Annotated in this window: 1 protein-coding gene; it reads right to left on the bottom strand. The window is 60.5% G+C overall.

The genetic code is table 11. From position 1 onward, the window contains the following. On the bottom strand, window positions 1-291 hold a 291-nt coding region (locus CWO89_RS45425; protein ID WP_207234745.1), incomplete at both ends, for a transposase.

The following is a 291-nucleotide window of genomic DNA, read 5'->3' as shown; positions in this document are numbered from 1 at the left end:
CAGACGGCCTCGGTGGTCCGCTTTGCGGCTTTGCGAAGCCAAGGCTTGAGTTTGGCGAAGAACTGCTCGATCGGGTTCAGATCGGGTGAGTATTTCGGTAGGAAGAACAGCCGTGCACCGGCGGCACGGATGGCGCGGCGTACGGCGTTGCCCTTGTGCGAGCCGAGGTTGTCCATGATCACGATGTCGCCGGGCTGCAATGTCGGGACTAGAACCTTCTCGACGTAGGTTTGGAAGGTTTCGCCATTGATCGGTCCATTGATGAGCCACGGAGCCGTGACGCGATCGCGG

Source organism: Bradyrhizobium sp. Leo170, assembly GCF_004296405.1.
Classification (GTDB): Bacteria; Pseudomonadota; Alphaproteobacteria; order Rhizobiales; family Xanthobacteraceae; genus Bradyrhizobium.
This window is presented reverse-complemented; position numbering and strand designations above follow the sequence as displayed.